This window comes from Frankia sp. AgKG'84/4, assembly GCF_023242965.2.
Classification (GTDB): Bacteria; Actinomycetota; Actinomycetes; order Frankiales; family Frankiaceae; genus Frankia.
The window spans coordinates 1-939 of the sequence record NZ_JALKFU020000854.1; the positions used below are offsets into that span (position 1 = coordinate 1).

The 939-nt window shown below is 72.8% G+C and carries 1 protein-coding gene; it reads right to left on the reverse strand.

Annotated elements, in window-relative coordinates; translation table 11 throughout:
- Positions 1 to 82: 82 nt before the first annotated feature.
- Entirely contained in the window at positions 83 to 862 is a 780-nt protein-coding gene (locus MXD58_RS25660; protein ID WP_248837739.1) for a MerR family transcriptional regulator, read from the reverse strand.
- Positions 863 to 939: the final 77 nt, after the last annotated feature.

Sequence of the window (939 nt, forward strand, 5' to 3'; positions counted from 1 at the left end):
GCGCAGCACACCGCGCACGCCGCGACCGCGGCAACAGCGCCGCCGATCGTCGACCACGGGCCGGACCTGCCCGTCGAGGGGCTCATGCCGTCGCCGCGAACAGGCCGGCCAGCAGGCCGGCAGCCGTCTGGGGCGCGCGGACGGTCAGGACCAGCGCGCCAGCAACGAGCTCAAGGCTGAAGGCGAAGAACGCACAGCAGTCCTGCTCAGCCGCGGCCAGCGCGGCGACCCGTACGGCGAGATCCGGACCGGGCGGGAACGTCAGGCGCAGCCCGTCGGCGATCTCCTGCCGGCTGAGCGCGTGCCCGACGAGTTCGCGCCACTGGCCGGCGCGCTCAGCCTGCTCGTCCCCGCGCAGGGTGCAGGCCACCGGCGCGTCACGCCACGCCTGCTGGTCCTCAGCGGCGGGTCGGACCGGGGACAGCGCCAGCGGCACCGGGCCGGCGTGGGTCGGGCCGGTCGTGGTCAGGCAGCCGCAGTCCGGACCGCAGCCACCCGCGGGCGCCGCCAGCCCGAGTTCGGTGTGGAACGCGGCCAGACGTGCGGAGAACGCCGACAGCTCGGCCACCCGCCGGTCGGCGTCGGCGATCCGGGCCGCGACCAGCGGGCGCATCCGTTCCCGGACCGCCGCGCACACCCCTTGTTCCCACACACCCAACAAGTCGCCGATCTCCTCCAGGGACAGCCCCAGCAGCTTCCCGGAGGAGATGAACGCCAACCGCTCCACCGCCTCGTCGCCGTACATCCGGTACCCCGACGCGGTGCGCTGCGCGGACAGAAGCCCGGCGGACTCGTAGAACCGCAGCGTGCTCGCCGGCACACCGACACGATCCGCCAGCTGCGAGATCCGATAGGAAGCCATGCCCGGATAATGCCCCGTGGAGTGGTGTAGATCGGTTCGCGTTCCGCTCTGCGTCTTTCGCTATTATGCGGCCTGAA